We start from the raw sequence: 22,667 nt of genomic DNA on the forward strand, positions 1-22,667 counted from the left end.
AAGACGGACACGAGGATCAACGGGTTCATTCTTCGCCACTGACCCATCCGAGCCGACGAAGTGTCACCACCAACAACCGATCGGACTGTCACCGATGTCCTGATACAGAACCGTCACCGATGTACTGACACATAACACGGCCCTCGAGCCGTCTTTTTCGTGTCCTCTCGATACGTTGCGTGTCCTCTCGGCACAACCGGGGGCGTGTCGGTCACCTCGTGGACCCGAAAGTGGTCGGCGTGGACGGCGGGCTATTTTCGGGGCATGACCAGCACCCCGCGAAGTTCTCCCCCACTTCGTTCCTCCGATACTTCGCGAGGACCCCGCAAGAGGGTCGTGTCTTTGCCGGAGGAACACTGGGTTACCGCGCTCGCGGACGTCGAGGGCATCGAGGCGGTCCTCTGGGACATGAAGGACGCGCCGCCGCGCGATGACATCGCGCTGGTCGTGCCGCCATACATGGGCAACCCGAAGCGGTTGGCGCGGCTTGCGGAGTTGCCGCAGCTGCGGGCGGTGCAGCTGGTGACCGCGGGTTTCGAGCACGCGGTGCCCTACCTTCCGGACGGCGTCGTGCTTGCCAACGGTCGGGGCATCCACGACACGTCGACGGCGGAACTGGCGGTCGGGCTGGCGATCGCCGCGCAGCGCGGCATACCCGAGTCGGTGCGCGCACAAGGTGATGGCGAATGGCTGCGGCTGGCCGGTATGCCCTCGCTCGCCGACCGTGACGCGCTGATCATCGGCTACGGCTCGATCGGTGTCGCGATCGCGAAACGGCTTCTGGCGATGGAGGTTTCGGTCACCGCCGTGGCGTCCACAGCGCGCGACGGCGATGACCTGGTCGAGCGGGTCCACGGGATCGACGAGCTGCCCGAGCTGCTGCCGGACCACGATGTCGTCTTCCTCATCCTGCCGCTCACCGAGACAACACATCACCTCGTCGATGCGAAGTTCTTGGCGCGTATGCCGCGAAACTCCCTGTTGGTCAACGTGGCGCGGGGCGGCATCGTCGACACCGATGCGCTGGTCGAAGCCTGCGCAGCCGGGCAGGTCCGGGCCGCGCTGGACGTGACCGATCCGGAGCCGCTGCCACCGGAACACCCGTTGTGGCGCACCGACGGAGTCCTCATCACGCCGCACGTCGGCGGGGCCACCACGGCGTTCGAGCCGCGCGCCCTGCGCCTGCTGCGCGGGGAGCTCGCACAGTTCGCCGCAGGCGCGCCGTTGCGCAACGTCGTGGCCACCGCATCGAGGTGAAATGCTGCTGACATGACTTCGGCCACCCGTCAGCTGATTCTCGTCCGGCACGCCAAGGCAGCCGATCCCGGCGCCCAGGTCGACCACGATCGGCCGCTCACGGATCGTGGGCACGCCGATGCCAAGGCACTCGGGGAATGGTTCAAGGAGCACCGGTTGCGGCCCGACCTGGTGCTGTGCTCGACGTCGGTGCGTACCCGCGAGACGTGGGCGGACGTCGTCGCCAGCAGCGGTCTCGGTGCGCTGGTGGCGAACGACCAGCGCATCTACAACGCCTCCGTGGACCGGCTTCTCGGCGTCATCGAGGACGAAGGGGCCCCATCGCACTCGATCGCGCTCGTGGGTCACGCCCCCGGCATACCCGGTCTCGCGGCGACGTTGACGGAGGGTGTCGAGGAGGATCCCGACGGGCCGTCGCTCGACGACGGCTGGCCGACCTGCACGGCGGCGGTGCTCGAGATCAGCGTGCCGTGGAAGAAGCTCGCACCGGGCACTGGACGGCTCGTCTCGATGCACACAGCACGCGCGTCCGATTGATGGGACCGCTGTCCCATTCTGTGGACAGCAGTCGTAGTCTGGACCCATGCCAGCTCTGAGGTCTCGGACAACAACGGTCGGTCGCGAAGCGTCGGGCGCTCGCTCGCTGTGGCGTGCGACCGGCATGACGGACAGCGATTTCGGCAAGCCGATCGTCGCGATCGCGAATTCGTACACCCAGTTCGTTCCGGGTCACGTGCACCTGAAGAACATGGGGGAGATCGTCGGGGAGGGCGTGCGCGCGGCCGGCGGAGTGCCGCGCGAGTTCCACACCATCGCGGTCGATGACGGCATCGCGATGGGCCACGGCGGCATGCTCTACTCGCTGCCCAGCCGCGAGATCATCGCCGACTCGGTCGAATACATGGTCAACGCGCACACCGCTGACGCGCTCGTGTGCATCTCCAACTGCGACAAGATCACGCCGGGGATGCTGAATGCCGCGATGCGGCTCAACATCCCGACGGTTTTCGTCTCCGGCGGGCCGATGGAGGCCGGCAAGACGGTCTCGGTCAACGGTGTCGTGCACCCGTCGTCGGACCTGATCACCTCGATCTCCGCCTCGGCCGACGCCAATGTCGACGATGAAGCGCTCGCCGCGATCGAGAACTCCGCCTGCCCGACCTGTGGCAGCTGCTCGGGCATGTTCACCGCCAACTCGATGAACTGCCTGACCGAGGCACTCGGCCTCGCGCTCCCGGGCAACGGCTCGACCCTGGCGACCCACTCGGCACGCCGGGCGTTGTTCGAGCGGGCCGGATCCGTTGTGGTCGACCTGGCCAAGCGCTACTACCACGACGACGACCACTCGGTCCTGCCGCGCAACATCGCGACGTCGGCGGCCTTCCGCAACGCGATGGCACTGGACGTCGCGATGGGCGGCTCGACCAACACGGTGCTGCACATCCTGGCCGCGGCACAGGAGGGCGAGGTCAAGGACTTCGATCTGGCCACCATCGACGAGATCAGCAAGCGGGTGCCGTGCCTGTCCAAGGTCGCGCCCAACTCGTTCTTCCACATGGAGGACGTGCACCGCGCGGGCGGCATACCCGCCATCCTCGGTGAGTTGCGTCGCGCTGGACTGCTCGAGCCCGACGTCAGCACCGTGCACTCGCCGACCATGGAGCAGTGGCTGGACGACTGGGACATCCGCTCCGGCAAGGCCACCGACGAAGCGCTCGAGCTCTTCCACGCGGCGCCCGGGGGAGTGCGCACCGTCGAGCCGTTCTCGACCGACAACCGGTGGGCGGAGCTGGACACCGACGCGGAGAACGGCTGCATCCACGATAAGGAGCACGCCTACACGACCGAGGGTGGCCTGGCGATCCTGCGCGGCAACCTGGCGGTCGACGGTGCCGTCATCAAGACGGCCGGCATCGACGAGGACCTCTGGCACTTCGAGGGTCCGGCGCGGGTCGTCGAGTCGCAGGAGGAGGCGGTCAACGTCATCCTCAACAAGATCATCCAGCCCGGCGAGGTCCTCGTCGTGCGCTACGAAGGCCCGGCCGGCGGCCCCGGCATGCAGGAGATGCTGCACCCGACCGCATTCATGAAGGGCACCGGCATGGGCAAGAAGTGCGCCCTGGTCACCGACGGCCGCTTCTCGGGCGGGTCCAGCGGCCTGTCCATCGGTCACGTCTCACCGGAGGCTGCGGCCGGCGGTGCGATCGGGCTGGTGCAGGACGGCGACCCGATCCTGATCGACGTCGTCAGCCGGACGCTCTCCCTGCAGGTGGACGACGCGGAGTTGCAGCGCCGTCGCGAGCAGATGCAGGCATCCGAGCAGCCGTGGCAGCCCAAGAGCCGCGAGCGGGCCGTCAGCAAGGCGCTCTGGGCGTATGCCGCCATGGCGACCTCGGCTGATCGTGGCGCCGTGCGCGAGCTGCCCAGCCGGGGCTGACAACTGACGGCCGGAGTCACCGGGTGCCGGTGATGCCTCCGTCGACCGGGATGTCGGCTCCATTGATGTAACCGGCGTCGTCACCGACGAGGAATCCGGTGAGTGCCGCGATCTCCTCGGCCCGGCCGAGTCGCCCCTGCGGGTTGGGCGCGTAGTCGGAGACGAGTGACGCCTCGACGTCGGCCCAGGGCAGGCCGGCCGACTCGGGGCGGCTCTGGAACAACTGCTGCATCGCCGGCGTGAGTATGACGCCCGGGCTGACCATGTTGACGGTGACACCCGGCGCGACCGCGGTGCGCGCCAGACTGATCGTCGCGTTGGCGAGCGCGGCTTTGGCGGCCGAATATTCGATCATCGTCGGGATCGGTGTCCGGGTCGCGCGCGTCCCGATGAAGACGACGCGACCGAACCCCTGACGACGCATCGGAGCGAGTGCGGCAGTCGCCAACTGAACCGCCGACACGGTGTTGGTGCGGTATGCCGACTCCCAATCGTCCGGTGTCGCGGTGTCGTGGGTGTGTTCGGCATACGGCCCGGCGCAGTGGACCAGGATGTCGAACTCACCGCGGGCGATCTCATCGGCCAGTGCGCTCACTTCGTCCGGACGGGAGACGTCGCCATGGAGCGCCTGCACGCCGGCGCCGAGCGATCCCGCTGCAGCCGCAGCGGATTCGGGAGTCCGGCCGTGCACCGTGACGGTCGTCCCGCGCTGCAGCAGGTCCTGGGCCACGGCATACCCGATGCCGGACGTGCTTGCGGTGATCAGGGCTCGGTGCGTGCGGTCAACCATGCGTCGACCGTATGACGAGGGTGTGACGCCGGGTCAGAGGTCGAGCTTCATCATGCGGTCAGTGGTGACGAAGCCCAGCGACTCGTAGAGGTTGATGGCGATGTCGTTGCCGCCGAAGACATGCAGCGCGAGAGTGCGAAACCCGTTGTCCCGTGACCACTGTGCGGCCTCCTGCATGAGAGCGCGGCCGTAGCCGTTGCCGCGGGCGGAGGGCTCGACCTGGATCGCATAGATGAATGCGACGTCCTGCCTCTCGGTCCGCGGCGCCATCCAGAGGTCCCCGACCCGCTCGCCGTTGTCATCCTCGGCGATCAGAACCGCGTGCCCGGGGGTCAGCCGGCCGCCCGGGAAGTACAGCTCAGTTTCGCGGGCAGCCTCTGCGTCGGCCTGCTCGCGAGGTATGCCGCCGTTGACATGTTTGTCCTTCGCGTAGCCGCGCATCGACGTCGAGATGTAGTCCGGCAGCTCGTCATCGGTGATCGGTCTTACACGCATGCTCGGCACCCTAGCGGGTATGGCGGGTGTGACGAAGGACACAGTTTGGCCGACGAACGACCGTGAAGGTCTCGAAGTGGTAACGAAAATTCTCGGCTCAAACCGTGCCAGGGCGAGTATCGTCGACATGTCGACAATGTGTTGTCTTGGCAGGTCAGAGGTGTTCTGGAGAGGAGTTCGACCGTCCTTGACCGGCTCATGACGTGCGTCAAACCTGTGATTGAGATGTGCCGAACGGCGACATAGCCTCCAAGAGATCCGATTAGGTCCGATTCTCCGGAGGTGCGTTCGGCGTGGCTCCCCGTGTGTCGAAAGGCCCAGAAACATGAGACTGCGTACACGACGTGCAACCGCCGCCGCTGCTTTTCTGACAGCGGGAGCGCTGGCCCTCTCCGGGTGCGGCGGATCGAGCGGCGGCTCCGGTGGGGGCGGGGACACGCTGTCCTCGCTGAAGAAGGCCGGCAAGGTCACCGTCGGTATCAACGGTGAGAACCCCTACAGCTTCATCAACAAGGACGGGAAGCTGGACGGCGCCACCATCGCGCTCGACCGGGCCGTCTACAAGAAGCTCGGCATCAACAAGCTCGAGGGCAAGAAGGTCGAGTGGGATGCGCTGATCCCCGGCCTGAACTCCGGTCAGTACGACGAGGTCAGCGCCGGTATGTCGATCCTGCCGGACCGTTGCAAGAAGGCGGCCTTCAGCTACCCGGAGATCACCTACGAAACGGCGTTCCTGGTGCCGAAGGGCAACCCGAAGAAGTTGCACACCATGCAGGACCTGAAGGCCAAGAAGGTGAACCTGGTCACCGAGAACGGCGCCATCGAACAGGGTTACGCCAAGACGATGGGCATCTCGACCCAGACTGTCGGCTCCCCGCAGGACGGCTTGCAGGCCGTCGAGAGTGGCCAGGCCGACGTCTTCGCGCTGACCGCCATCTCGCTGCGCACCCTTGTCAAGACGCAGAAGGCGCAGAGCAAGGTGGAGGTCACCAAGGCGTTCACGGCCAGCGTCAACGGCAAGCTGCAGATCGGTGCCGGTGCGGCGGTCTTCCGCAAGAAGGACACGAAGCTCCTCAATGCCTACAACAAGGAGCTGAAGAAGATCATCGACGATCCGAAGCAGTTCAAGGCGATCGTCGGCAAGTACGGTTTCACCGAGGCCGAGCGGCCCAAGGGCAAGACGACCGACACCAAGTACCTCTGCTCCGGCAAGCTGCCGGACGCGAAGTAAGTGATCGGACGATCGGAAGGCGCTGATCGTGCCTGATTTGTCGTCCACCGCGCAGGCCGGCGTCTTCAGCACCGTCCAGGACAACTGGCACCCGCTCCTGGATGGTTTGCGCATCACCCTGGAACTGTCGGTGTTCGGTGGCGCCCTGGCTTTCGTCGTCGCGGTCCTGCTCGGGCTGGCCTCCATCTCCCGGTTCGCCATCGTGCGGGGGGTGTCGCGAGTCATCGTGGAGTTCTTCCGCGGCACCTCGCTGGTGGTGCAGCTGTTCTTCCTCGCCTACGTCACGCCGTTGGCGTTCGGCTGGGGCTCGCACCTGCTGCTCTTCGGCATCGTCGCACTCGGTCTCAACTACGGCGCTTACGGCTCCGAGGTCGTGCGCGGTTCGCTCAACGCGGTCCCCGCTGGCCAGTGGGAGACGACCACCGCGCTGTCGATGTCGTCGTTGACCAAGATCCGCCGGATCATCTGGCCACAGGCCTGGGCGCTGATGCTGCCGGGCCTGAACAACCTGATGGTGATGCTCGTCAAGGGCACCGCGATCGCCTACTTCATCGGCCTCGCGGACCTCACGTTCCAGACCGACGAGCTGCGCAAGCAGGGCGTCGGGACCTGGACGGTCTACAGCATCGCGTTCGTCCTCTATTACCTGGTGGCGCTCGCCTTCTCGGCGTTGTTGCGGCTGCTGGAGAAGCGCGCCCAGCGCAGGCTCGGGATAGTCGACACCAGCCGAAATCTCAAGATCGATCGGGCTGTCGCGCTGGCTCCGGCCGGCGGCGGGGGAGGTGGATGACATGACCTGGGACTGGAACATTGCCCGGGAAGCCTTCCCCGACCTGCTGAAGGCGTTCCTCCAGGTGACGCTGGTCGTCACCGTTGCGGCCTCGATCCTGTCGGCGATCCTCGGACTCGTCTGGGCCATCGCACTGCGCGAGCTTCCCCGACCGTTGAGCAGGTTGCTCGGCTGGCTGCTGGGTGTCATCCGGATGACACCGCTGCCCCTGCAGTTGCTGATCGTGACGTTCGGCATCGTCACCCCTCGCGGGTGGCTGGCGCACCTCGACGGTCCGGACCAGTTGCGGCACCGGTTGATCATCATCGGCATCGCGGTCTTCACGGTGCACTACTCGACCTACATGGCCGAGTCCTACCGGGCCGGCATCGAATCGCTGCCGAAGGGTCAGTGGGAAGCGGCAACCGCACTGTCGTTGCCGCCCAAGCGCACGTGGCGCGCGGTGATCGTCCCGCAGGCCCTGCGCGCGACACTGCCATCGCTCGGCAATTGGGCGATCGCGATGTTCAAGGACACGCCGTATCTGCTCGCGATCAGCGTTGCCGAGATGGTGTCCGAGGCCAGGCGCATCGGTGGCGAGAACTTCAGCTACACCGAGGCGTTCACGATCGCCGGCCTGATCTTCCTGGTGGCGAGCTATCCCACCGCCATCCTCATGCGCCGATTGGAGAAGAAGCTTGTCTACTGACATGACAGACGGTGCGGGCTCCCCGGACCTGTCCAAGCAGCCGGACGGGCAGGCGCAGGGGCGGCCCACGCCATACAGCAAAGGCACGCCGCGCATCGTCTTCGAGGACGTGTCGAAGCAGTTCGGGAAGAACGTCGTCCTGAACGACCTCAACTTCAACGTCGCCAAGGGCGAGCGGGTGACCCTCATCGGGCCGAGTGGATCGGGCAAGACGACGATCCTGCGGCTGCTGATGACGCTGGAGGAACTGTCCGGCGGTTACATCTACGTCGACGGTGACCCGCTGACACACACGAAGAACGACGCGGGCAAGCGAATCGCCATGAAGCCGAAGGAAGTTGCCCGAATCCGCAAGCGGATCGGGATGGTTTTCCAGCAGTTCAACCTCTTCCCGAACATGTCGGTGATCGACAACATCACCGAGGCACCGACCCATGTCCTCGGCCAGTCCAAGGACGAGGCGCGGGAGAAGGCCAAGAAGCTGCTCGATCAGGTCGGCCTCGGCGACAAGGCCGACGAGCACCCGACCCGCCTCTCCGGTGGGCAGCAGCAACGAGTCGCCATCGCTCGCGCCCTGGCGATGGAGCCGGAGATCCTGCTGCTGGACGAAGTCACCTCGGCGCTGGACCCGGAGCTGGTCGGCGACGTGCTGGGCGTGCTGCGGGACATCGCCGAAACAACCGACATCACCATGCTGCTGGTGACCCACGAGATGCAGTTCGCCCGCGATGTCTCGCATCGCGTCATGATGTTCGACTCCGGGCACATCATCGAGGAGGCCAAGCCGGACGCGATGTTCTCCGACCCGCAGCACGAGCGCACCAAGAAGTTCCTCCAGGCGATCCTGTGATTTCTGGCGCGCACTCCTCCTCTGCGTGGACTCGCAGGCTCGTCCGCGCCGCATCGTCGTACGCGCTCCCGACACCGATTGATCGCGACGCCAAGGCGGTTGAGTGGCCCACGTCACGACCACATGTTGAGATCGCAATCTCAGAATATTGACGGTCGTCAGGGGCCGCACGACACTGGAGCGGTGGCACGAATTCTCGTACTTCCAAGGCGCGCAAGCTGATTCACTCGGCTCGCGCGCTGACCCTCACTGCCCGGACTCCGGGATGGGGGTTTTTTTATGCGCGAGCGTGCTTCCGTAAGAGTTAAGGACGACAAGGTGACGACGATCCCGACCCCGGCAGAAGTGGCGCACACGGCGAAACAGCCGTCTGCTCCCCAGAACGTGACAGGTGCGCAGAGCCTGGTGCTCGCGCTCGAGGCTGCCGGGGTAGAGGTCGTCTTCGGGCTACCGGGCGGGGCGATCCTGCCGGCATACGACCCGTTGCTGGACTCGACCAAGGTGCGCCACATCCTGGTCCGCCACGAGCAGGGCGCCGGCCACGCCGCCGAGGGTTACGCGTCGGCCACCAGCCGCGTCGGAGTGTGTATGGCGACCAGCGGCCCCGGCGCGACCAACCTGGTCACCGCCATCGCCGACGCCTACATGGACTCTGTCCCGATGGTCGCCATCACCGGGCAGGTCAGCTCCAAGACCATCGGCACCGATGCCTTCCAGGAAGCCGACATCCGCGGCATCACGATGCCGATCACCAAGCACAGCTACCTGGTGACCGAGCCGGACGGGATCGCGGCCGCGATCAAGGAGGCGTTCCACATCGCGTCGACCGGCCGTCCCGGGCCTGTCCTGGTCGACATCACCAAGGACGCGATGGTCGGCAAGACCGTCTTCGAATGGCCGGCGGATGTCGACCTGCCCGGCTACCGTCCGGTGACCCGCCCGCACCACAAGCAGATTCGCGCGGCGGCGAAGCTGATCCGCGAGGCGAAGCGACCGGTGTTCTACCTGGGCGGCGGCATCGTGCGCTCCGGCGCTTCGGAGGCACTGCGTGAACTGGTCGATATCGCCGGCATCCCACTGGTGACGACGCTGATGGCGCGTGGCGTGGTGCCCGACAATCACCCGCTGCACCTGGGTATGCCGGGCATGCACGGCTCCGTCGCCGCGGTCACGGCACTGCAGAAGTCCGACCTGCTGATCGCGATCGGCACCCGTTTCGACGACCGGGTCACCGGCCACCTGCCGTCCTTCGCGCCGGGCGCCAAAGTGATCCACGCCGACATCGACCCGGCCGAGATCTCCAAGAACCGTGTCGCCGACGTCCCGATCGTCGGTGACGCCAAGGAGGTCATCGAGGACCTCACGGCCGCCCTGCGCGCCGACCGCGACGCCGGGCACGCACCCGACTTCACCTCCTGGCAACAGCGCACCCGCGGCTGGGCCGACACCTACCCCCTGGGCTACAGCCCTGCCGACGATGCGACGGCGATCCCGCCGCAGTACGTCATCGAGCGGATCGGCGCGCTCACCGGACCCGACGCGGTGTATGCCGCCGGCGTCGGCCAGCACCAGATGTGGGCGGCGCAGTTCGTGCACTACGAGCGCCCCAACTCCTGGCTCAACTCCGGAGGCCTGGGCACCATGGGTTACTCGGTGCCCGCCGCGATGGGCGCGAAGGTCGGCGAACCCGACCGCGTCGTCTGGGCGATCGACGGGGATGGCTGCTTCCAGATGACCAATCAGGAACTCGCCACCTGCATGATCAACAAGATCCCAATCAAGGTCGCGATCATCAACAACTCCAGCCTCGGCATGGTGCGCCAGTGGCAGACGCTCTTCTACAACGAGCGCTACTCCAACACGGACCTGCACACGTCGGCCGCTGGGTCGCGCATCCCGGACTTCGTCAAGCTCGCGGAGGCCTACGGGTGTGTCGGACTGCGCTGCGAGAGGACCGAGGACGTCGACGCGACCATCGCAAAAGCGTTGGCGGTCAACGATGTTCCCGTCGTCATCGACTTCGTCGTGGAGCGCGACGCGATGGTGTGGCCGATGGTGCCGGCCGGTGTGAGCAATGATCTGGTCACGACGGCGCGGGCGATGACGCCCGTCTGGGACCGCGACGACGATGCAGAGGGGACTCGCTGATGGCACGTCATACCTTGTCGGTGCTCGTGGAGGACAAGCCCGGTGTGCTCGCGCGCATCTCGGGACTGATCTCTCGACGCGGCTTCAACATCGACTCACTCGCGGTGGGACCGACCGAGAACGACGAGGTCTCCCGTATGACGATCGTCGTCGACGTCGACGAGACGGCGCTGGAGCAGGTCACCAAGCAGCTCAACAAGCTGATCGAGGTGCTCAAGGTCGTCGAACTCGACGTCAGTGCGTCCGTGCAGCGCGAACTCGTGCTGATCAAGGTGCGATGCGACGCCACGACGCGCGCCGAGATCGTCCAGATCACCGAGATGTTCCGCTGCAACGTGGTCGATGTCGGCCTCGACGCGCTGGTCATCGAGGCGACCGGTACGCCGGGCAAGCTTGGGGCGTTGCTCGAGGTGCTCGATCCGTATGGCGTGCGGGAGATCGTGCAGTCCGGTCTCGTCGGAGTCGGCCGGGGTGGCAAGTCCATTACCGACCGGGGACGCCGCAGCGCGTAGCAGTCGCGCCAATCCTTTTACATACCAATTAATTTCAGATATCAACCAAGGAGACTCCAGTGGCCGAAATGTTCTATGACGACGATGCCGACCTGTCGGTGATCCAGGGTCGCAAGGTCGCCGTCATCGGCTACGGCAGCCAGGGCCACGCGCACGCACTCAACCTGCGTGACTCGGGCGCCGACGTCCGGATCGGCCTGCGTGACGGCTCGAAGTCGAAGGAGAAGGCCGAGAACGAAGGGCTGCGCGTGCTGCCCGTCGCCGACGCCGTCAAGGAAGCCGACGTCGTCGTCATCCTCGCTCCCGACCAGGTCCAGCGCACTCTGTATGCCGAGGAGATCGAGCCCAACCTGAACCCCGGCGCGGCGCTCGTCTTCGGGCACGGCTTCAACATCCGCTACGACTACATCAAGCCCAAGGCGGACGCCGACGTGCTGATGGTCGCGCCCAAGGGCCCCGGCCACATCGTGCGTCGCGAGTACGTCGACGGTCGCGGTGTGCCGGTCGTGCTCGCCGTCGAGCAGGACGCGTCGGGCACCGCCTGGGACCTCGCGAAGTCCTACGCCAAGGGCATCGGTGGGCTGCGCGCCGGCGGTATCAAGACGACCTTCACCGAGGAGACCGAGACCGACCTCTTCGGCGAGCAGAGCGTCCTGTGCGGTGGTGCGTCGCAGCTGGTGCAGTACGGCTTCGAGGTGCTGACCGAGGCCGGCTACCAGCCCGAGGTGGCCTACTTCGAGTGCCTGCACGAGCTGAAGCTCATCGTCGATCTGATGGTCGAGGGCGGCATTGCCAAGCAGCGCTGGTCGATCTCGGACACGGCGGAGTTCGGTGACTACGTCTCCGGACCGCGCGTCATCGACCCGCACGTGAAGGAGAACATGAAGGCCGTGCTGGCCGACATCCAGGACGGTTCGTTCGCCAAGCGCTTCATCGACGACCAGGACGCCGGCGCACCGGAGTTCAAGGCCTTCCGTGAGAAGGGCGCCCAGCACCCGATCGAGACCACCGGCAAGAAGCTGCGTGGCCTGATGAGCTGGCTGAAGGACAACGACACCGACAGCGACTACGTGGAGGGCAGCGCCGCGCGCTGACACCCCGAGAAGTCCATCCCGAATGACGGCTTCCTCGGCGACTGACGGTCCAATTGGGCCGTCACTCGGCGAGGAAGCCGTCATTCGGCATTTGTATGGCGCTGAAACCGCACTGAAACCGGGTCGAATCCGGGACCGGCGACGGTGGTGCCATGAAAACAACCAGGAACGAACTCGCAGTCGAGGCAACCGGCCTCGTGAAAGCGTTCGGCACGGTCCGGGCGGTCGACGGCATCGACCTGCAGGTGCGCCCGGGGGAGGTCTTCGGCGTGCTCGGCCCCAACGGCGCCGGCAAGACGACGACGCTGAGCATGCTCGCCACGCTGCTGCGCATCGATGCGGGCTCAGCACACATCTTCGGTATCGATGTCCACCGCGAGCCGCACAAGGTGCGGCAACTGATCGGACTCACCGGCCAGTACGCATCGGTCGACGAAAAGCTCACTGCGCGAGAAAATCTCGTGCTGTTCGCCAGGATCCACGGCCAGCCCCGCGAGCGGGCCCGACGGACCGCCGGAGACCTGCTCGACCGCTTCGGGCTGGCCGACGCCGGCGACCGGCTGCTGGAGAAGTTCTCCGGCGGTATGCGCCGGCGGCTGGATCTTGCGGCGAGCCTGATCTCGTCTCCGCCGTTGATCTTCCTCGACGAGCCGACCACCGGCCTCGACCCGCGCACGCGCGGTCAGATGTGGGACACGATCCGTGACCTCGTGCGGCAGGGCTCGACGATCCTGCTCACGACGCAGTACCTCGACGAGGCCGATCAGCTTGCCGACCGGATCGCCGTGATCGACAAGGGCCGCAAGGTCGCCGAAGGCACCTCGGGGGAGCTGAAAGCGTCGGTCGGGCAGTCGACACTCGCGGTCCGGCTGGCAGATCCGGCGGACATGGACTCCGCCGCGCGGGCGGTGGCCAAGGTGCTCGGTCGCCCCGCATCCCGCACACCGGAGGCGGCGCGTCTCACCGTGCCGATGGAGCGCGCGGACGACGCCGCCGAGGCACTGATCGCGCTCCGTCACGGCGGAATCAGCGTGCAGGAGGTCAAGGTGGAGGAACCCACTCTCGACGAGGTCTTCCTGGCGCTGACCGGAGCACCCGCCAGCGCCGAGCCGGACACCGCCGGCGAGGACACAACCAACGCTCCCAGTGAACAACTCGATCGGATGGAGGTCAGCCGATGACCACGCTCATCGCCCCGGGCGCCGCAGCTGCGCCCGCACTGCACGCACGGGTCAGCCCGCGGGAGACACTGCGGCAGATCCTGCTGATGGCCGGTCGCGCGTTGCAGAAGATGCGCCGCAACCCGGAGCAGTTCTTCGACGTGACGCTCCAACCTCTTTTGTTCACACCGATGTTCGGCTACATCTTCGGTGGCGCCGTCGCCGGGGGAGTGTCGAAGTATCTGCCCCTGCTGATCCCCGGGATCCTCGTGCAGACCGCACTGACGACCTGTATGGCGACCGGCGTGACGCTGCGCGAGGACATGGAGAAGGGCGTCTTCGACCGCTTCAAGTCGTTGCCGATGTCCCGGGTCGCACCGCTTGCCGGCCCGGCAGTCGCCGACACGATCCGGTACACGATCGCCACCGCGCTGACCCTCGGGGTCGGCATCGCGATGGGCTACCGCCCCGGCGGTGGGGTCCTCGGCGTCCTCGGCGCCGGCCTGCTGGTGATCTTCGCGGCCTGGTCACTCTCGTGGGTCTTCACGTTCCTCGGCACGATCATGAAGTCGGCGCAGGGGCTGCAGGGCATCTCGATGATGGTCCTCTTCCCGCTGACGTTCCTGTCCAACGCCTACGTGCCCACCTCGACGCTCCCGGACTGGCTGCAGGCCTTCGTGAAGATCAATCCGGTCTCGCACGTGGTGTCCGCGCTGCGCTCGCTGGCGAACGACGGTGCGGTCAACGGCGAGGTCGGCTGGGCGCTGCTCGCCTGTGCCGCAGTGGTCGCCGTCTTCGTCCCGCTCGCGGTCCGCGGCTACCGCCGTCAGCTCTGAGGCAGCCCGTCGAGCCACTCGGCCAGTTGCTTGAGCAACTCGTCGCGACCGGTGCCGGCATACATCTTCTGACCGGAGGCGTATGCCGGCGCATCGGTCTGTATGGCGAACCGCTCCGCCGGCGCGAACGACATGGCCGGCGGCGTGCGTGACACCCCGAGTGCGTTGGACAACGCGACGCCCTGCGCCGCCTGGGCGCGTTCGGCAGCGGTGGCGGCCGCCGAGGACGCGAGCGCGTAGCTCAGGCCGAGGACCGCACAGCCGCACACCGGCAGGTCCACTCGGATGACCAGGGTCGTGGGCTTCCCGATGTCCCTGGAGACCTCGCGCAACGACTCGGCCAGCTGCTGCGCAAGACCGGCGACCTGCTCGAGTCGCCCGTGGACCGCGTGCGCGGCGAGGCAGCCCGCCCGGGCGATGGTCACCCACGGCGTGACGGTCTCCTCGCCGATGAACGGTGCGAGGTGGGACCTGGTTTCGGCGTGCTCCACTGCCGCCCGGTAACGGTGCAGCCCGGAGTCGACCTGTCCCTTGGCCAGCTCGAGTTCGGCGCGGATCGCCAGTCCCGTCGTGCCCTCGCCGAACGCATCCTCGGCTTCATCGATACTCACGGCCTGCAGCTGGCGGGTGGCCCCGGCGAGGTCACCCCGGTGCAGGCGCAGCGTGGCGAGCAGCCATCGCATGGAGGTGATGTCGCCCTGGGCGCCGAAGCGCTCCAGCAACGGCAGGATGCGTTCGGCCGTCCTCTCGGCCTCCGCGTATTCGCCGATGGCGGAAGACAATTCGGCGACTCGCGACTGGTTCACCAGGGTCCCCCACAGGGTGTCGGCCAGCGCCTCCTGATGCACGGCCCGCCGGGCGATCTGCAGCGCCTCCGCCACCCGGCCGTCGTTCTCCAACACGTGCGAGGCGAGCAGCATGGCGGTGACCCGAAGCATCGAGTCGCCGGATTCGGCCAGCTCGAGCGCGCGCTCGGCGTCCAGCAGGCGGCGGCCGGTCGGGAGACGACCGCCGTCCTCGGCCGTCATGAGCCGGCCGAGCGCCTCGACCATGCCGCGATGAGCTGCGGGGGGCATGCGCTGCAGCAGCACGATCGCACGCAGCCCCGTCGGGTTGCCGACGATGTTGAGATTGACGGCGCCGAGGACGAGTGCCTGGCGGGTGATCTCCACGTCCTGCGGGCCGGGCCGGTAATGACTGATCACCCGCATGGCATCCGCGGCCGGGCCGAAGACCTGCTCGTGGCGTGACTGCACCGACCAGAGCGCGCCGAGAGCGCCGAAGACGGCGGCCGTCGCGACCGGGTCGTCATACTCGATCGCGGTGCGCAGTGCTGCGGTGAGGTTGTCCTCCTCGGCCAGCAGGAAGTGCAGTGCGGCGTCCGGCTCGGGTCCGAAGAGCAGTGGCCCGTAGGTGCGGCTCGTGGTGGCGGCCCAGACGGTCACCGCTCGAAGCGCGGCCTCGGTGCGGTCGGTGCGTGCCAGCTGTTCGGCGCCGAACTCGCGCACCGTCTCCAGCATCCGGAAGCGTGGTCGACCGTCGCGGTCCAGCCTGCGCAGCAACGACTGGTCGACGAGGTGCTCGACGATGTCCACCGGGTCATCCATCGGATCGATGCCGGTGGCCGACGCGGCGTCGGCGAGTACGGCGCCGGCGGCTTCCAGCTCGAAACCGTCCGCGAAGACCGAGAGTATGGCGAGGGCCTCCTGCTCGGCAGCGCCGAGCAGTTGCCAGCTCCAGTCGATGACCGCCTGCAGCGTGCGATGCCGATCCGGCGCATCACGGGCGCCGCGGTTGAGCAGCGCGAAACGGTCGCCGAGGCGCTGCTCGATCTGTTCCACCGACAGCACGTTGGTGCGTGCGGCCGCCAGCTCCAGGGCGAGGGGCAGCCCGTCGAGACGGGCGCAGAGGCGGTGTACGACGTCGTCGGGCAGCTCGATGGCCGGCCGCACGGCACGGGCGCGTTGGGTGAAGAGCTCGGCCGCCGTGTCGGGTTGCAGCTCGGCCAGCGGGTAGGTCGTCTCCGACGAGAGTCCCAACGGTGCGCGCGTCGTGGTGAGGATGCGCAGTTCGGGCAGCATCGCGACGAGGGAACGCACCAGGGCCACGGCGCCGTCGAGCACGTGCTCACAGTTGTCGAGCACCAGCAGCGCGGAGCCGCCGGACAGGTTGCGCGCGATCCCGGTGGTCAGGTCGGTCGGCGCCTCGGTGGTCCGGCCGGCCCGGGTGCTCACGCCGGTGACGCCGAGCGCGGTGGCCACCTCGGTCGCCACATCCGCGGAGTCGGTCACGCCCGCGAGGCCGACGAAGTGCACCGTACGTTGCAACGACCGGCGGCTGACGGCGTGCGCCAGCCTGGTCTTCCCCAGTCCGCCGGGGCCGACGATCGAGGTCACCCGGACGGTGCCGGTCAGCGCGCACAGGGCGTCGATGTCGCGGTCCCGGCCGAGCAGGGGGTTGGGGTCGTGCTCGACCCCGGAGCGGATCTGCGGGCGATCGCTGTCCAGCAGCTCCCGGTGGACCGCTCGGAGCGCCGGACCGGGGTCGGTGCCGAGGTGGTCGCGCAGCGAACGACGGTGTCGTTCATAGCGATCCAGTGCGGCCGAACGTGATCCGGTCGCTGCTTCCGCCCGGATGAGTGCGGCCAGCACCGTCTCGTCCTCCGCGCCACTCTCGGCGCACTGCGCGAGCACGTCCTTGGCCTCGATATGGCGGCCGAGCGCCGCCAGGGCGAGGCCGCGCTCACGACGCAGCACCGTCAGCATCGACAGCGTGTCCCGGCGCAGCTGCTGCACGGGGTCGTCCGGATCGGGGTCGCTGGTGGCAGCCTCGGACCACAGCGCGAGACCGGCGTCCGAGTGTCGAAGTGCGCCCTCCGGGTCGCCCTCGCGGGCGGCCCGTTGCGCGGCGACGGTGCGCAACCGGATCGCCGTGGCGTCGACCTCCTCCTCGGCGAGGGTGAGCCGGTAACCGGCCGGCGTGCTGGCGATGAGGTCGTGGCCGAGGGCCGAGCGCGCTCGCGACACCAGCACCTGCAACGCCTTGCTCGGATGCTCGGGTCGCTGCTTCGGCCACAGCTCGTCGATCAGCCGGGCGCTACTGACGCCGGCGCGCAGGTCGGCGGCCAAGGAGAGGACGAGGCGGCCGATCGCGGTGCTGGTGACAGCCTTGCCGTCGAGCGCGATCTCGGGCAGCACGATCAACCGGACAGTCACTCTGTGAGCCTAGTCGGCGACATCTCTCTCGCGGGGTGCTGCACGCGATAACCACATGGTGAGATTCGGGTATCGGGAAGCGGACAGCTCGGCGTACCTTTGGCTACATGACGCGGAGCCTCATCCTCATCGGCTGCCGCGGCGAGTTCTGAGTCAGCTCCTCGCCGCGGAGACCCTGCGCTGCGCTGACGACTCGCCAAATTTCGAATGACCGCCCGGCCTGGTTCCACACGGGGGAGCACTGTGGCCGCGCACCTCACGTGAAGGACCGCATCATGACCGAAGAACAGCTGGACGCCCGTCGCGCTCTGCAGGAGTCGATGGACCTCCGGGACTGACCTCCCCGCTTCGACTCCTCGCCTGCTGCGAGAGCGGCTCCTAGACGCTGGACTGCGTTGGGCGTCAACGCAGTCCCGCAACGCATCGTGTTCAGCGCTCGGTGCATTCTCCCGCCAGGGCCCCGGTTGTGAACTCAACCGGGGCCCTGGTTTTGCGTTCAGTGCCGGACCGCTCGGCGGGCGTCCGCAATGCAAGATTCGGATATCGAATGACGAGACGTCGTCCTACCCTGAACGCATGACCACAGCTCCCACGCAGAACATCAATCTCGCCGTCATCGGCGGTGACGGCATCGGGCCGGAAGTCGTCGCGGAAGGGCTCAAAGTCCTTGACGCGGTGTCCGCCGTGAAGGTTGAGCGCACCGATTACGACCTCGGTGCCCAGCGGTGGCACGCGACCGGCGAGACCCTCCCGGACACCGTCCTCGAGGAGCTGCGTGGTCACGACGCGATCCTGCTCGGCGCGATCGGCGACCCGTCGGTGCCCAGCGGCGTGCTGGAGCGGAATCTGTTGCTGCGCCTGCGGTTCGAGCTGGACCACTACATCAACCTGCGTCCCTCGAAGCTCTTCCCGGGGACGTCGTCGCCGCTGGATGTGGACCGGGTCGCGCCGGACGGCATCGACTTCGTGGTGGTGCGTGAAGGCACCGAGGGCCCCTACACCGGCAATGGCGGCGCGCTGCGCGTCGGCACCCCGCACGAGTTGGCGACCGAGGTGAGCGTCAACACCCGCTTCGGCGCCGAGCGTGCCGTCCGTGACGCCTTCGCTCGCGCGCAGGCGCGCGAGCGCAAGAAGCTGACTCTCGTGCACAAGCACAACGTGCTCACCCACGCCGGTCACCTGTGGCGTCGCACCGTCGAAGAGGTCGGCGCCGAATTCCCCGACGTACAAACCGATTACGCGCATGTGGACGCCGCCACGATCTACCTGGCGACCGACCCGGGCCGGTTCGATGTCATCGTCACCGACAACCTCTTCGGCGACATCATCACCGACCTGGCGGCTGCGGTGACCGGAGGCATCGGCCTGGCTGCATCGGGCAACATCAACCCCGATCGCACCGCCCCGAGCATGTTCGAGCCCGTGCACGGCTCGGCGCCCGACATCGCCGGCAAGGGGATCGCCGACCCGACGGCCGCGATCCTGTCGGTGGGCCTGCTGCTCGCGCACCTGGGACACGACGCGGAGGCCGTCCGGATCCAGGACGCGGTGGCGGCCGATCTCGCCGAGCGTGGCACCGTCCAGCGCTCGACCAGTGCCGTCGGTGACGCGATCGCAGCTCGCCTCAACTGAGCCGCCTCAACTGAGCCTCACGCAGCGTGTGGCCCACGTCACCCACCGCCCGTAAGCCCGTGGGTGACGTGGGCCTACGCTATTGGTAGGAAGTCCAAGTAAGAACAGATCCATCCCCGGAGGAAGTCATGGCCCTGGAGTTCACGGTCACCGAGCGGTCCGACCGCGCGAGCGAGACCGACCGCGCGAAGGTCCTGGCGGACCCCGGCTTCGGGGATCACTTCACCGACCACATGGTGCGGATCGAGTGGGACTCCGAAGCCGGCTGGCACGACGCGAGCGTCGCGGCATACGGTCCCTTCCAGCTCGACCCGGCAGCGGCGGTCCTGCATTACGCGCAGGAGATCTTCGAGGGGATGAAGGCCTACCATCACGCCGACGGCTCGGTCTGGACCTTCCGCCCCGAGGCCAATGCCGCCCGATTCGCCCGCAGTGCAACGCGTTTGGCGCTTCCGGTGCTCCCGGAGGAAGACTTCATCCAGTCGCTGAAGGAGATCGTCACGATCGACCGGGCCTGGGTGCCCGAGCCCGAGGAGGGCGGCGAGTCCTCGCTGTACCTGCGTCCGTTCATGTTCGCGTCCGAGGCGTTCCTCGGCGTCCGGCCGGCGAAGAAGGTCACCTACTCGGTGATCGCGTCCCCGGCCGGCGCCTACTTCGGCGGCGGTGGCGTGAAGTCGATCAACCTGTGGATCTCGACCGACTACGCGCGCGCCGGTGAGGGCGGCACCGGTGGTGCCAAGTGCGGCGGCAACTACGCGTCCTCACTCGCCGGACAGCTGGAGGGCATCGCGGCCGGCTGCGACCAGGCGGTGTTCCTGGACTCCTCGACGCACACCTACATCGAGGAACTCGGCGGCATGAACCTCTTCCTCGTCTACAAGGATGGGCGCATCGTCACCCCGGAGCTGACCGGCTCGATCCTGGAGGGTGTCACCCGCAGCTCGATCCTCGAGCTGGCCAAGGACCTCGGGCTGTCGCCCGAGGAACGCCGGATCCCGATCCAGGAGTGGAAGGACGCCGCCGACAGCGGTGAGCTCGCCGAGGTCTTCGCTTGCGGTACGGCGGCCGTGGTCACTCCGGTCGGCGAACTGCGCTGGGACGGCGGGTCGTGCGACCACCGCCGCGACGGCCACGTCGACGAGATCGCGGGCAAGATCCGCTCGACGCTGCTGGACATCCAGTACGGCCGGGTCGAGGACACCCACGGCTGGCTCACGCAGCTTGCCTGAAGCAGCCCACGATGTTTCTCCTCCGCTGACCTCCTTCGAGTAGTTCGCGGGGCCCCGATCCCATTGCCGGAGTCGCCGATCCGTCCGAACCGGTCGTCGGCTCCATGGCCGAACTCGCGACCGGACGTGCGAGAGCAACGCGGACGACGGCGTCGCCCGCGTGCTCGAAACGCTCCAGTCCGCGTCGTCAGACGTGTACGGCCGAATGTGCCTTCATCGCGCGCCGGGCGCACCGGGGCCGCGTCTCGACCCACTCGTCATACAGGTCCTGCGCGCGCTCGACTCCGTCGGCGGAGTTGAGGCGACTGATCGCATTCTGCAGCCACCCGATGTATCGGTCGAGATCATCCGGGCGGCCGGGCGTCGAGAGAAGGGCGCGGCTGAGCTCGCGCTGCAGCTGACCGGGGAGGCGTGCTGCGATCTTGTCCGGGCTGGGCTGGTCCATGAGCGTTCTCCTTCTGCGCTGTTCTATAGCCGTCATGAGGGGAGACACCTGACTCGCCGAACCGTGACGCGAGCCGTGGACAACGGCGCCACCGCGCGATCGGCTGTGCGAGAATCTGGCGCGCTGTCGAGGTGTGTGGACACCTCGAATGAACCACCGCGCATCCCGGAAGAAGAGACCCCCGATGACTACTTGGGCCGATACCGACGACACGGATCTGCTGTTGCTGGTCCGTGACGGCCACACCGACGCCATGGCCGAACTCTGGTCGCGGCACTACCCGGCGACGCTGACCGCCGCGCGTCGGATCAGTCGCCAGCCCCAGGACGCCGAGGAATTCGCCTCGGACGCCTTCTCGGGCATGCTGCACGCGATCAGCAACGACGGCGGCCCGTCGGTTTCCGTGCGGGGTTACCTGCTCACCGCGGTCCGGAACCAGGCTGCCAACCGCGCCCGTCGTGCCTCGGCGAACGACGTTCTCACCGATGAGTTGACCGATTTCGAGGACCCCGACCGCACCGGCCACGATCCGGTCGCGCATCACGCCGAGCTGGGCCTCGTGCGGCAGGCGTTCGCCACCTTGCCCGCTTCCTGGCAGATCGTGCTGTGGCGCACGGCCGTCGACCACGACAAGAACACGGTCATCGCGGCCGACCTGGACAGGTCGCCCAATGCTATTGCGGCCCTGGCGAAGCGCGCCAGGCAGGGATTCCGTGTCGCCTATCTGCGGGCCCACGAGTCCACACACGGTGTCGCCGAGGCTTGTGCGCCATACGCCTCGCGGCTGGTGGAGTTGCTGCCCGATGCCGACACCGTGGCGACCGCTGACGTTCGCGAGCACGTCGCCGATTGTCCGAGGTGCGCGCGCCGGCTGGCCGACCTGCGGATCATCGACGCCGATCTCGGGGGCGCCCTGCTGCCGGCCCTGCTGACCCTCGGGCCGGGCATCGCGTGGATCACCGGGGCGCAGGCGACCCACGTTGCCGCAGGTGGCGGGGCCGCGTGGCTCAACTGGTGGCGCGGGCCCGACCGGACGCGCACGCTGACCATCGCCGGTACGGCGGCAGGCGTGATCGTCGCCGGGACCTGCGCGGCATTCGCGTTGACGCACTCCGGATCCACCAAGCCCTACGAAGCGCTCGCGCCGGCGGCGTCGCAGAACGCAGCGGCTGCCGCCCACTCCGGCACCGGATCGGCGAACTCCAGCGCCGCCCCATCCGGCACGCAGAGCAGCAGCGCCGCCTCGAGCGCGGCCAAGCGGTCCAGTGCGGCGAAGTCGGCGAGCAATTCGTCCTCGGCGGCCTCCTCGTCGAGCACGACTTCTACCACCGGCACGACCACCAGCACCACGACGGGCAGCGAGTCATCCACGACCACGACGTCATCGCAGAGCCGGCGGTCGTCCGCAACCCGACCCGGCACCTCGACGACCTCGGTGTCGCGGACCTCGACGGCCACCGGAACCTCGACGGCGCCGGCGACGCACACGACGACGAGCAGGCCGACCTCGACGAGCCCGAGCCCCTCCCACACCCTGCCGCCGAAGCCGTCGCCGACCTCGACGAAGCCGCGGGGCTGCATGCCGATCTTCTGCTGGCCGTGGGACTTCTCGTCGTAACCGGCGCGTGACGCGGGTCGTCAGTCGGGGTGGCAGGCGATGACGATCTCGTCCGGGCTCAGCCTGTCCTCGGCGACGTCCAGCACTGATCTCGTATGGCGAGACGGTGGTGTCATGCCTCGGACTCGCGGTGGCACACTACGCACGTGGCACTTTCAGTGGCCGCGGTTACCACCGCATCGGTCATTATCAGCTAGCGCGTCGGACCCGGTCCGACGCGCAACCTCCCGTTACCCCGGG

19 protein-coding genes are annotated in these 22,667 nt (G+C 67.6%); 15 read left to right on the forward strand and 4 right to left on the reverse strand.

Features of this window, described 5'->3' with window-relative positions; all coding sequences use genetic code 11:
• Window positions 1–336: 336 nt before the first annotated feature.
• The 3 genes from VG502_RS14405 to ilvD are packed head-to-tail and all read left to right on the forward strand — an operon-like array spanning window position 337 to window position 3,694.
• Entirely contained in the window at window positions 337–1,257 is a 921-nt protein-coding gene (locus VG502_RS14405) for a 2-hydroxyacid dehydrogenase (protein ID WP_325550765.1), read from the forward strand.
• Window positions 1,258–1,269: 12 nt separating this feature from the next.
• On the forward strand, window positions 1,270–1,794 hold the full coding sequence (locus tag VG502_RS14410) for a SixA phosphatase family protein (protein ID WP_325550766.1): 525 nt from the start codon (window positions 1,270–1,272) through the stop codon (window positions 1,792–1,794).
• A gap of 46 nt (window positions 1,795–1,840) precedes the next feature.
• Window positions 1,841–3,694: a dihydroxy-acid dehydratase gene (ilvD, locus tag VG502_RS14415; RefSeq protein WP_325550767.1), complete on the forward strand. Its 1,854-nt coding sequence runs from the start codon at window positions 1,841–1,843 to the stop codon at window positions 3,692–3,694.
• Between the two features lie 16 nt (window positions 3,695–3,710).
• Here ilvD and VG502_RS14420 read toward each other — a convergent pair whose 3' ends face one another.
• Window positions 3,711–4,484 (reverse strand): SDR family NAD(P)-dependent oxidoreductase, encoded by a 774-nt coding sequence (locus VG502_RS14420; protein WP_325550768.1) that lies wholly within the window; start codon window positions 4,482–4,484, stop codon window positions 3,711–3,713.
• A gap of 33 nt (window positions 4,485–4,517) precedes the next feature.
• A complete protein-coding gene (locus VG502_RS14425; RefSeq protein WP_325550769.1) occupies window positions 4,518–4,979 on the reverse strand; it encodes a GNAT family N-acetyltransferase in 462 nt (153 codons plus the stop codon).
• Window positions 4,980–5,304: 325 nt separating this feature from the next.
• Here VG502_RS14425 and VG502_RS14430 point away from each other — a divergent pair, with 325 nt between their 5' ends.
• The 9 genes from VG502_RS14430 to VG502_RS14470 all read left to right on the forward strand — a co-directional run bounded on the left by VG502_RS14430 (window position 5,305) and on the right by VG502_RS14470 (window position 14,288).
• On the forward strand, window positions 5,305–6,210 hold the full coding sequence (locus VG502_RS14430) for a transporter substrate-binding domain-containing protein (RefSeq protein WP_325550770.1): 906 nt from the start codon (window positions 5,305–5,307) through the stop codon (window positions 6,208–6,210).
• A gap of 28 nt (window positions 6,211–6,238) precedes the next feature.
• On the forward strand, window positions 6,239–7,000 hold the full coding sequence (locus VG502_RS14435; protein WP_325550771.1) for an amino acid ABC transporter permease: 762 nt from the start codon (window positions 6,239–6,241) through the stop codon (window positions 6,998–7,000).
• Window position 7,001: 1 nt separating this feature from the next.
• Window positions 7,002–7,688, forward strand: coding sequence for an amino acid ABC transporter permease (locus VG502_RS14440; protein WP_325550772.1), 687 nt, complete (start codon window positions 7,002–7,004; stop codon window positions 7,686–7,688).
• 109 nt (window positions 7,689–7,797) lie between these two features.
• Window positions 7,798–8,538 (forward strand): ectoine/hydroxyectoine ABC transporter ATP-binding protein EhuA, encoded by a 741-nt coding sequence (gene ehuA, locus VG502_RS14445; RefSeq protein ID WP_325550830.1) that lies wholly within the window; start codon window positions 7,798–7,800, stop codon window positions 8,536–8,538.
• A 279-nt stretch (window positions 8,539–8,817) separates the two neighbouring features.
• Window positions 8,818–10,686, forward strand: a complete 1,869-nt coding sequence (locus VG502_RS14450) for an acetolactate synthase large subunit (RefSeq protein ID WP_414655746.1) — start codon at window positions 8,818–8,820, stop codon at window positions 10,684–10,686.
• Complete coding sequence (gene ilvN / locus VG502_RS14455; RefSeq protein ID WP_325550773.1) at window positions 10,686–11,198, forward strand: acetolactate synthase small subunit; 513 nt, start codon at window positions 10,686–10,688, stop codon at window positions 11,196–11,198. The genes VG502_RS14450 and ilvN overlap by 1 nt, the downstream gene beginning before the upstream one ends.
• A 59-nt stretch (window positions 11,199–11,257) precedes the next feature.
• Window positions 11,258–12,292, forward strand: a complete 1,035-nt coding sequence (gene ilvC, locus VG502_RS14460; protein WP_325550774.1) for a ketol-acid reductoisomerase — start codon at window positions 11,258–11,260, stop codon at window positions 12,290–12,292.
• Window positions 12,293–12,444: 152 nt separating this feature from the next.
• On the forward strand, window positions 12,445–13,473 hold the full coding sequence (locus tag VG502_RS14465; RefSeq protein ID WP_325550775.1) for an ATP-binding cassette domain-containing protein: 1,029 nt from the start codon (window positions 12,445–12,447) through the stop codon (window positions 13,471–13,473).
• Window positions 13,470–14,288 carry an ABC transporter permease gene (locus tag VG502_RS14470; protein WP_325550776.1) on the forward strand — a complete coding sequence of 273 codons (819 nt, stop codon included), beginning with the start codon at window positions 13,470–13,472 and terminating at the stop codon, window positions 14,286–14,288. The genes VG502_RS14465 and VG502_RS14470 overlap by 4 nt, the downstream gene beginning before the upstream one ends.
• Here VG502_RS14470 and VG502_RS14475 read toward each other — a convergent pair.
• Window positions 14,279–17,503 (reverse strand): ATP-binding protein, encoded by a 3,225-nt coding sequence (locus VG502_RS14475; protein WP_325550777.1) that lies wholly within the window; start codon window positions 17,501–17,503, stop codon window positions 14,279–14,281. The two genes, VG502_RS14470 and VG502_RS14475, sit on opposite strands and share 10 nt — an antisense overlap.
• A gap of 576 nt (window positions 17,504–18,079) precedes the next feature.
• On the opposite strand from VG502_RS14475, the gene VG502_RS14480 reads away from it, so the two are divergent.
• Together VG502_RS14480 and VG502_RS14485 are read left to right on the forward strand one after the other, a co-directional pair.
• Complete coding sequence (locus tag VG502_RS14480; protein ID WP_325550778.1) at window positions 18,080–19,135, forward strand: 3-isopropylmalate dehydrogenase; 1,056 nt, start codon at window positions 18,080–18,082, stop codon at window positions 19,133–19,135.
• 128 nt (window positions 19,136–19,263) lie between these two features.
• Window positions 19,264–20,364, forward strand: coding sequence for a branched-chain amino acid aminotransferase (locus VG502_RS14485; RefSeq protein WP_325550779.1), 1,101 nt, complete (start codon window positions 19,264–19,266; stop codon window positions 20,362–20,364).
• Between the two features lie 187 nt (window positions 20,365–20,551).
• Here VG502_RS14485 and VG502_RS14490 read toward each other — a convergent pair whose 3' ends face one another.
• On the reverse strand, window positions 20,552–20,809 hold the full coding sequence (locus VG502_RS14490) for a hypothetical protein (RefSeq protein ID WP_325550780.1): 258 nt from the start codon (window positions 20,807–20,809) through the stop codon (window positions 20,552–20,554).
• 184 nt (window positions 20,810–20,993) lie between these two features.
• Here VG502_RS14490 and VG502_RS14495 point away from each other — a divergent pair, with 184 nt between their 5' ends.
• Window positions 20,994–22,427 (forward strand): RNA polymerase sigma factor, encoded by a 1,434-nt coding sequence (locus VG502_RS14495; protein ID WP_325550781.1) that lies wholly within the window; start codon window positions 20,994–20,996, stop codon window positions 22,425–22,427.
• The last annotated feature ends 240 nt before the right edge of the window (window positions 22,428–22,667 follow it).

The sequence above is a fragment of the Flexivirga sp. genome (assembly GCF_035551235.1).
Lineage (GTDB): Bacteria > Actinomycetota > Actinomycetes > Actinomycetales > Dermatophilaceae > Flexivirga.

Coding starts and splice junctions, on each gene's coding strand:
- VG502_RS14480 (WP_325550778.1), top strand. CDS start 18,080: ATGACCACAGCTCCCACGCAGAACATCAATCTCGCCGTCATCGGCGGT.
- ilvN (WP_325550773.1), top strand. CDS start 10,686: ATGGCACGTCATACCTTGTCGGTGCTCGTGGAGGACAAGCCCGGTGTG.
- VG502_RS14440 (WP_325550772.1), top strand. CDS start 7,002: ATGACCTGGGACTGGAACATTGCCCGGGAAGCCTTCCCCGACCTGCTG.
- VG502_RS14425 (WP_325550769.1), bottom strand. CDS start 4,979: ATGCGTGTAAGACCGATCACCGATGACGAGCTGCCGGACTACATCTCG.
- VG502_RS14485 (WP_325550779.1), top strand. CDS start 19,264: ATGGCCCTGGAGTTCACGGTCACCGAGCGGTCCGACCGCGCGAGCGAG.
- VG502_RS14420 (WP_325550768.1), bottom strand. CDS start 4,484: ATGGTTGACCGCACGCACCGAGCCCTGATCACCGCAAGCACGTCCGGC.
- VG502_RS14465 (WP_325550775.1), top strand. CDS start 12,445: ATGAAAACAACCAGGAACGAACTCGCAGTCGAGGCAACCGGCCTCGTG.
- VG502_RS14495 (WP_325550781.1), top strand. CDS start 20,994: ATGACTACTTGGGCCGATACCGACGACACGGATCTGCTGTTGCTGGTC.
- VG502_RS14470 (WP_325550776.1), top strand. CDS start 13,470: ATGACCACGCTCATCGCCCCGGGCGCCGCAGCTGCGCCCGCACTGCAC.
- ilvD (WP_325550767.1), top strand. CDS start 1,841: ATGCCAGCTCTGAGGTCTCGGACAACAACGGTCGGTCGCGAAGCGTCG.
- VG502_RS14450 (WP_414655746.1), top strand. CDS start 8,818: ATGCGCGAGCGTGCTTCCGTAAGAGTTAAGGACGACAAGGTGACGACG.
- VG502_RS14430 (WP_325550770.1), top strand. CDS start 5,305: ATGAGACTGCGTACACGACGTGCAACCGCCGCCGCTGCTTTTCTGACA.
- VG502_RS14490 (WP_325550780.1), bottom strand. CDS start 20,809: ATGGACCAGCCCAGCCCGGACAAGATCGCAGCACGCCTCCCCGGTCAG.
- VG502_RS14410 (WP_325550766.1), top strand. CDS start 1,270: ATGACTTCGGCCACCCGTCAGCTGATTCTCGTCCGGCACGCCAAGGCA.